This window comes from Brachybacterium sp. ACRRE (assembly GCF_022346485.1).
Classification (GTDB): domain Bacteria; phylum Actinomycetota; class Actinomycetes; order Actinomycetales; family Dermabacteraceae; genus Brachybacterium; species Brachybacterium halotolerans.
Genome location: NZ_JAKRMO010000019.1, coordinates 53,473 through 61,569 on the forward strand (window position 1 = coordinate 53,473; position 8,097 = coordinate 61,569).

The window sequence follows — 8,097 nt, forward strand, 5'->3', positions numbered from 1 at the left end:
TGGCGGACGGACCAACGGGCCGAATGGCGGACGGACCGACGGACCGAATGGCCGGGGACCGCGGGGCTCAGTACTCGCTGTACTGGACGGAGAGCTTCCCGTCGTCGTCCACGGTGACCGCGCCCGAGACCATGATCGAGCTGTCGCTCGTCTCGTCGGTCGGCTTCTCGTCGTCCAGGAACGGCTCCTGCTTGTAGGAGTAGACGGCGGAGCCGGCGTCGTCGTACCCGGTGGAGAAGTACCAGCCGTCCTCCTCCTCGACGGTGACCGTCGGGTAGTCCTCGATCTTCCACGAGCCGGAGTCGTCCACCTGGTCGTAGACGTACGCCTCGAAGGGGCAGTCCTCGGGAGCGGCGTCCTTGCTCGTGGCGCACTCGTCGATCTTCGCATTCACCTGATTCTGGACCTCCTTCTGACCTGCCTCGGAGAGCTGGTAGAAGGGGCTCGCGTAGGTGTCCTCGTCGCCGCTCGGCTCGACGAGCACCGGCACCTCGCTGTCCGTCACGGTGACCAGATCGGAGGCGGCGGGCAGCGACACGGTGTACGTGCCGGGCAGCGCCGGCAGGTCCACGTAGCCCGGCGACAGGTCCAGGCCGGAGACGTCGACCTCCTGATCGTTCACGAGGATCGTGGACGTGCCCTGGTCGACCACGAGCCGGAGCGTCGAGTACTCGACGGCGCCCAGTCGCCACGACGGGAAGACGACGGCGGAGCGGCCCGCGCGCTCGACCGTGAAGGTCCGCTCGCTGGTGACGCCGTCCTGCGTGATGCGCGCGGTGACCTGCGCGGATCCGTCGTCCTGTCGGTCGGTGGCCGTGATCTCGTGGGAGTCCGGACGCTGCGCCGCCGCGCCCGCGATCTCATCGGTCAGCAGCACCTGCTGAGCGGTGGGCACGTTCGCGGGCGCCAGCTCGGACGCCTGCGAGGCCGAGCCGTCCTCGAGGGCGGAGAGGTAGGCGTCCACGCTCTTCTCCGGTGCGTAGACGGTCCGGGCGATCACGTTGTACGCGATGACAAGGCCGACGACCAGGACGCAGATCGCGCCGGCGCCGGCGAACCCGGCGATGAGGCGGCGCCGCGCCTTCTTCGAGAGCGGGCGTCGTTCCTGGACGCCGGGCGCCGATCCCGACATGTCGACGGTCGTCGCGCCGCCGGCGGCGGCACCGCCGGCGAGCCCGGTCGCCGCACCAGCGGCGAGGCCGGTCGCAGCACCACCGCCGAACGCGGCGCTCCCGGCCGGAACACCGGTCGGGGCACCGGTCGCGGTTCCCTCGGCGAATCCCGTCGCAGGGCTGCCGGAGCCGTTGGCGTCGGCAGACGCGTCGGCAGGCGCCAGGGGCCGGCGGAACCAGGAGAGCGCGCGGCGCGGCAGAACGGGGACCAGCAGCGGGGCGAAGAACCGCGAGAGCACCTCGACGATCACCCCGGCCAGCAGCGCGAGGAACGGCGTCCACCAGGCGAGGCCGACGGAGCCGGACATCTGCTCGCCGCCGCCGAAGAATCCGCCCTCCACGCCGAAGGACACGGAGACCCGTGCCAGCACGAGCAGCACGATCCCGCCGGCGAAGTAGACGACGGGGAGCGCGGCCCAGGAGACGACGAGGGCGATGATGTTCCCGGGCACGATGCGCCGGCCGTGGTTCCACGGCAGCGAGACCACCAGCAGCACGCCGATCCCCACCAGGATCGTGAGCAGCCACGCGTACCAGGGCAGGTCGAAGACCGTGACGCGGCCCATGAAGCTCGAGGACGGCAGGAACTCGCCGAGGAGGTCGGGAGCGTTCGCCTTCGCCGTCAGCGAGGACAGCAGCGGCAGCCCGGTGAGCGCCGCGAGCATCTGGCCGCCGAGCAGCGGCAGCAGGAGCACGAGCACGAAGACCGGCGGCTGCTCCCCGTCAGCGAGCGCCTGGATCGTGGTTCCGATGGCGCCGAGGACCCCGAGTGCGATGCCGATGACGAACGCGTGGACGACGGCGAGCTTCGCAGCGGCCGGCAGGTCCGCGACCAGCGGCCACCAGGCCCAGCGTGCGCGCCGGCTCATCCTGCCGAGCCCGATCGCGAGGGTGATCAGCAGCAGCGAGCCGAAGAACGCATCGAAGCCCGCGGCGTGCACGCGCAGGGAGAAGCCCTCGTCGAGCGGGACGGGCTGGGCGAGGACGAGGGCCGCGAGCACCGTGAACAGTGCGGTGGCGATGCCCGTGATCAGCGCGCTGACCCAGATGCCGAGGAGCCCTGTGGTGCGCCCGCGCTGGACGAAGCGACCGCCGTAGAAGGCCAGCAGCACAATCACGAGCGTGACGACGAACGGGAGCAGCCGCACGGAGGCCCGCAGGGCGACCCCCTCGAACTCCGCGTGCGTCCCCCAGGAGCCGAAAGATGCCATCGCGACCAGCTGAAACGGCATGCGCACGATCATCGCGATCCCGCTCAGCGCGCCCTCGGGGTCGATGCCCGCGGAGTCCAGCTCGTCGCCGACCTCCCCGGTGCCCGCGGCTCCCACGGCCATCGCCGCGGCCGAGAGCAGCACCGCGACCAGCGAGGTGAGGAGCGCGCCGACATAGGCGACGCCGCCCACCGCGAGCGACCGCAGGGGGCTCTCCAGCCCCGCTCCCCGCAGCGTCGCGACCACCTGCTCCGTGCTCATCGACGACGGGGCGGTCGGCATCGCCTGCGGCCCGTCGGCCGCGGGCGACCCCTGGCCCGGGGCCGACGGCGACCCCTGGGCGGGGGCCGACGGCACCTCCTGACCGGGCGCCGCTCCGACGGGTGATGCGGGTGCCGGTGATCCGGCGGAGGCCGGGGCTTGCTGCTGGCCGGTGCCCGCCGGGTCGTCGGCGGATCGGGTCGGATCCTGGACGTACGAGCCGTACGAGCCGTAGGAATAGTCGGTGGTGCGCTGCTCGCCCTCGGGCGGGTTCGCGGCGGTGTGCTCAGGCGGCTGCGCGGACGGCGTCGTGCCGTCGGGCGCGGACGTGCCGTCATCGGGCGTCGTCATCGGAAGGTCCCCTCGTGCTGGTCCGTGGTGTGCAGGATCGGATCCCGCCCGCACCGCTCGCGCCCACCATGAGGAGCCGATGATCAGGGTCCGTGCGGGAGATCTTCACCCTGTTCTCAGATTAGCCCCGCCCACCCACAGATCCAGAGGAATCCCGACGTGCGGACGCCCGATTTCCGGGCGACCGCGCGGCCCGCCCCGTCAGCCGACCGGCAGACCCGCTCCCTCCCGCGCCGCCTGCTCGCGGACGGCGCGCGCGGCCTCGACGAGGTGCCGGAGGCTCTCGGTGGTCTCCTCGTAGTCGCGGGTCTTGAGCCCGCAGTCGGGGTTCGCCCACAGCCGCCCCTCCCCCACGCGGTCGAGCGCGGCCGAGAGCTGGGAGCGGATCTCCTCGGTGGCGGGCACGCGCGGGGAGTGGATGTCCCAGACGCCCGGGCCGATGCCGCGGGAGAAGCGCTCGGGGTCGAGGGCCTCGAGGATCTCACCGCGCGACCGGGCGGCCTCGATGCTGGTGACGTCGGCCCCCAGGGCGTCGATCGCGTCGACGACCTCGTTGAACTCCGAGTAGCAGAGGTGGGTGTGGATCTGGGTGGCGTCGGCCGCACCGGAGGTGGCGAGGCGGAAGGAGCCGACGGACCAGCGCAGATAGTCGTCCTGGTCGGAGGCGCGCAGCGGCAGCAGCTCGCGCAGCGCGGGCTCGTCGACCTGGACGATGCCGATGCCGGCCGCCTCGAGGTCCGTGATCTCGTCGCGCAGCGCGAGGGCGACCTGGTCGGCGGTCTCGCCGAGGCTCTGGTCGTCGCGCACGAACGACCAGGCGAGGATCGTCACGGGACCGGTGAGCATGCCCTTGACCGGCTTGTCGGTGAGCGACTGGGCGAAGGTCGACCAGCCCACGGTGATCGGCGCGGGCCGCGACACGTCGCCGAAGAGGATCGACGGTCGCGTGCAGCGCGAGCCGTAGGACTGCACCCAGCCGTGCGCGGTGGTCGCGAAGCCGTCGAGGTGCTCGGCGAAGTACTGGACCATGTCGTTGCGCTCGGGCTCGCCGTGGACCAGGACGTCCAGGCCCAGCTCCTCCTGCAGCGCGACGACGCGGCGGATCTCATCGCGCATCGCCTTCTCGTAGGCGGCGTCGTCGATGCGCCCGGCACGGCGGTCGGCGCGTGCCCTGCGCACGCCCGCGACCTGCGGGAAGGAGCCGATGGTGGTGGTCGGCAGCACGGGCAGGCCGAGCCGCGACTGCTGGGCGGCGCCGCGCACCTCGAAGGCGGAGCGCTCGAGGTCAGCCGCCGTCAGGCCCGCGGCGCGCTCGCGCACATCGTTGCGGCGCACGCCCGCGAAGTCGCGGGGCACGGAGCGGGGCCCGTCGACGGTGCCGGGGGCGATGGACAAGCCCGCGAGGGCCACGATCTCGGCGATCTTCTCGTCGGCGAAGGCGAGGGTCGCCCGCAGGTCGGCGGGCAGATCGGTCTCGCGCTCGAGGGTGTGCGGCACGTGCTGGAGGGACACCGAGGTCGAGACGACGACGGCGCTCGGATCCCCGCCGGCCTCGGCCACGCGCTCGCGCAGCAGGGCGAGACGGGCAGCGGCCGTGGGCAGCTCGGTGCGCCAGACGGAGCGGCCCTCGACGAGGCCGGCGGCGATCACGGTGCGGCCGACGCCCGCGAGCTGCGCGGCGCTCGGGATCTCGCCGCGCGTGAGGTCGAGGTGGACGGCCTCGACGCCCGTGGCGAGCAGGTCGGGCAGCAGGTCGCCGATGCCGCCGTAGGGGGTGGTGACGAGGATCTGCGGACGGTCCTCGGCCGATGCCAGGCGGCCCTCGGCGCGCTCGAGCAGCGCGGCGAGGCCCTGCGGGTCGATGCGCTGGTCGGCGGCGAGTGCGGGCTCGTCGAGCTGCACCCAGCTCGCGCCCGCCTCGTGGAGGCGGGCCAGCAGCTCGGCGTAGACGGCGACGACGTCGTCCAGGCGGTCCAGCGGGTCGAAGCCCGCCGGTGCGCCGTCCTGCGCCTTGGCGAGCAGGAGCAGGGTCAGGGGGCCGACGAGGACCGGTCGCGAAGCGGCGTCGGCACCGCCCTCGAGGCTCTCGCGGAACAGGTCGATGACCTGGGTCGATGCGATGTGCAGGTCGGTGTCGGGGCCGATCTCCGGGACCAGGTAGTGGTAGTTCGTGTCGAACCACTTGGTCATCTCGAGCGGCGGCTGCTCTGCCGTGCCGCGGGCCAGGGCGAAGTACCCGTCGAGGTCGACCGTCCCGTCGGCCGAGCCCGATCCTTCGGCCGAGGCCGCGCCGTCGGCCGAGCCCGCGCCGTCGGCCCCGAGGACGTCGGCGAAGCGGTCCGGGACGATGCCGACGGCGAGCGCGGCGTCGAGCACCTGGTCGTAGAGGGAGAACGTCTCGGGGATCGCGGCGGGGCCGGTGAGGCCGAGCTCGGCGAGGCGGGCGCGGGTCGCGTCGCGCAGCGTGCGGGTGCGCCGTGCGAACTCGGCGCGGTCGATGCGACCGGACCAGTAGGCCTCCTCGGCCTTCTTGAGCTCGCGGTCGGGGCCGATGCGCGGGTAGCCGACGGGCGTCGCGGCGGGCAGCGGGGCGCGGGCGGCGTCCGCGGTGCGGGAAGCGTTCGGGGTGCGGGGAGCGTTCGAGGTGCGGGGAGCGTTCGTCATCGGGCATCTCCAGTGGTCGGGTCGGTTGCGGTCGGGACGGGTGCGGTCGGGCCGGTTGCGGTCGGGCCGGTTGCGGTCGGGCCGGGTGCGGTCGGGTCGGACCAGCGGTCCAGGTCGAGGGACTCGAGCACGTCGAGGGACTCGGCGTGGCGGTTGAAGGTGAACAGGTGCAGTCCGGGAGCGCCGGCGTCCAGGACGCGGGTGATGAGGTCGACCGTCCAGCGCACGCCGATGCGCCGCTGCTCGGTCTCGTCGCGCGCGGTCTCCAGGGAGTGCATGAGGTCGCGCGGGAGCGGCACGCCGGAGAGCTCGCCCAGGCGCTCGAGCCGGCGCGGGTTCGTGGCGGGCACGAAGCCGGGGATCACGGGCATCCGCAGGCCGGCGTCGCGGGCCTTCGCGATCAGCGCGCAGTACTCGGCGGGGTCGAAGAAGACCTGCGTGATCGCGAAGTCCGCGCCCGCGCGCTCCTTGGACAGCAGCACCTCCAGATCGTGCTGGGAGGTGGGCGACTCGGGGTGGCGGTGCGGGTAGGCGGCCACGCCCACGCTCACGCGTCCGCCGGCCAGGGCCGCGGTGCGCTCGCGCTCGACCTCGCGGATGAGGTCCACGAGCGGACGGGCGAAGGGGATCTCGTCGTCCTCGAGGTCGTGCCCCTCCTCCTGGTCCCCGCGCAGGGCGAGGATGCCGCGCACCCCGCGGTCCAGGAGGGCCTCGACGACGGTGCGCAGCTCGGCCCGGCTCGAGCCGATCGAGGTCACGTGCACGAGAGGCCGCAGATCGGTCTCGCGCAGCACGTGGTCGGTGAGCTCGAGGACGCGCGCGAGGTTCCGCTGGCCGGTGCGGCTGGTGACGGAGACGTAGTCGGGCGCAGTGGTCTCGAGCTGGGCGATGGTGTCGCGCAGTCGCTCGAAGGTGGTGTCGGTGCGCGCCGGGAACAGCTCGTAGCTGAGCGCGGGCCGCCGACGGGATGCCACCGTGCGCTCGAGCTCGGGCAGGGTCGTGGGCGCTGTCATGCCCGGGAAGCTACGGGAGGGAGCGGGCGGCCCCGAAGGACGGTGACCGTGTGTGAACCCGGTCTCACGGAAGGCCTGGTGAGCGGGCCGGTCAGTCCTTCTGCGAGGCCGCTCGGCGGAGGACTGTGAACGCAGGCTTCGGGCTGCCGTCCTCCTGCAGGATCCCGAACCCGCTGCCGTCGGTGGAGCGGAGCTCGTAGAAGAAGGAGGCCAGCAGCGCGGGATCGTCGAGGACCTTCACGTACCGCGCGTACGCGTCCGCCTGGTCCGCCTCGTCGAACCGGTCGTCGCCCGTGGGCAGGCCGATCTCGCCGATCATCATCGAGGCGCCGTACCGATCGGCCAGCCGCTTCGCGCGGGCCGGCAGGGCGTCGAGCGCAGCGGCGTCCAGGTCGGGATACGCGTCGACGGTCAGCACGTCCAGGCTCGGCGCGATGACGTCGAAGATCTCCCTCCAGCGGCGCTCCCGGGCGTCGTCCACCGGGTATCCGTACAGGTTCGTCGTCACCCGTCCGTGGGGCGCGTGCCGGTGCAGGGCCGCCTGCGCGTCGCCGAGGGCGCGCGCGAGGAAGGCGAGGTAGTCGGCCGTCGCCTCGCCCTCGAGCGGCTCGGTCGAGCGGGGATCCCAGCCGTCGGGCTCGTTGAAGACCTGCCACACGTACGACTGGTCGCCGACCGCTCGGGCGATGGCGTCCCAGTACTCGCGCATGCGCCGCAGGAACACGGACTCGTCGACATCGTCGCCCGTGCGCGCGTCCACGAGCAGCAGGCAGACCTGGAGTCCGCGCTTCCGCGCATCGGAGACGTCGCGCGCGAGCGCCTCGAGCCCCTGCTCGTCCATCTCGACGGGATTCTCCGCGTCGCCCCAGGAGCGCAGCACGGACTCGGTGTCGACGCCGAAGCGGACCCAGCCCAGCCCGAGCTCGGTCGCGAGATCCAGCTCGCGCGCCATGCCCAGCCCGCCGTCGCGGGATCCGGCGATCGTGACGCCGAACCGGCCCAGCGGCGCGGCGGGCTCCGCGCGGGCCGAGCCCGAGGCCGTCAGGAGCACCCCGGCCCCCACGGCCGCCGCGCCCACGACCCGTCGTCTCGAGGGGAGCACGCCCCGAAGGGCCGCGCCGACGTCGGCGCCGGCGGCGCCGCCATCGACGCTGCTGCCGTCGACGCCGCCGTCACCCCCGCCGACAGGGGCCTGACCAGGCGAGCTCCTGGGGGTCATGGTGCGATCCGGGACGCGGCGATCACGAAGGCGAGCACCGTTCCAGGATAGACGGGCGGGCGGATCGCGGCCGAGGCCGTCCGGCAGCGCGCGATGCCCGGCGTCCGATCCGCTGCACGACCGCCGGCCCGTCTCCCGCGCCGCCCCTCCTCGCCGCCCCTCCTCGCCGCGGCGAGGAGGGGCGGCGAGGAGGGGCGGCGCGGGAG

General features: G+C 73.5%; 4 protein-coding genes. All 4 read right to left on the bottom strand.

The window, feature by feature from the left end; all coding sequences use genetic code 11:
* Positions 1-67 precede the first annotated feature (67 nt).
* On the bottom strand, positions 68-2,995 hold the full coding sequence (locus tag MHY49_RS07775) for a hypothetical protein (protein ID WP_239203455.1): 2,928 nt from the start codon (positions 2,993-2,995) through the stop codon (positions 68-70).
* Positions 2,996-3,196: 201 nt separating this feature from the next.
* Positions 3,197-5,659 (bottom strand): 5-methyltetrahydropteroyltriglutamate--homocysteine S-methyltransferase, encoded by a 2,463-nt coding sequence (gene metE, locus MHY49_RS07780; protein WP_239203456.1) that lies wholly within the window; start codon positions 5,657-5,659, stop codon positions 3,197-3,199.
* Complete coding sequence (locus tag MHY49_RS07785; protein WP_239203457.1) at positions 5,656-6,672, bottom strand: methylenetetrahydrofolate reductase; 1,017 nt, start codon at positions 6,670-6,672, stop codon at positions 5,656-5,658. The genes metE and MHY49_RS07785 overlap by 4 nt, the downstream gene beginning before the upstream one ends.
* A 91-nt stretch (positions 6,673-6,763) precedes the next feature.
* On the bottom strand, positions 6,764-7,891 hold the full coding sequence (locus tag MHY49_RS07790) for a hypothetical protein (RefSeq protein ID WP_239203458.1): 1,128 nt from the start codon (positions 7,889-7,891) through the stop codon (positions 6,764-6,766).
* Positions 7,892-8,097: the final 206 nt, after the last annotated feature.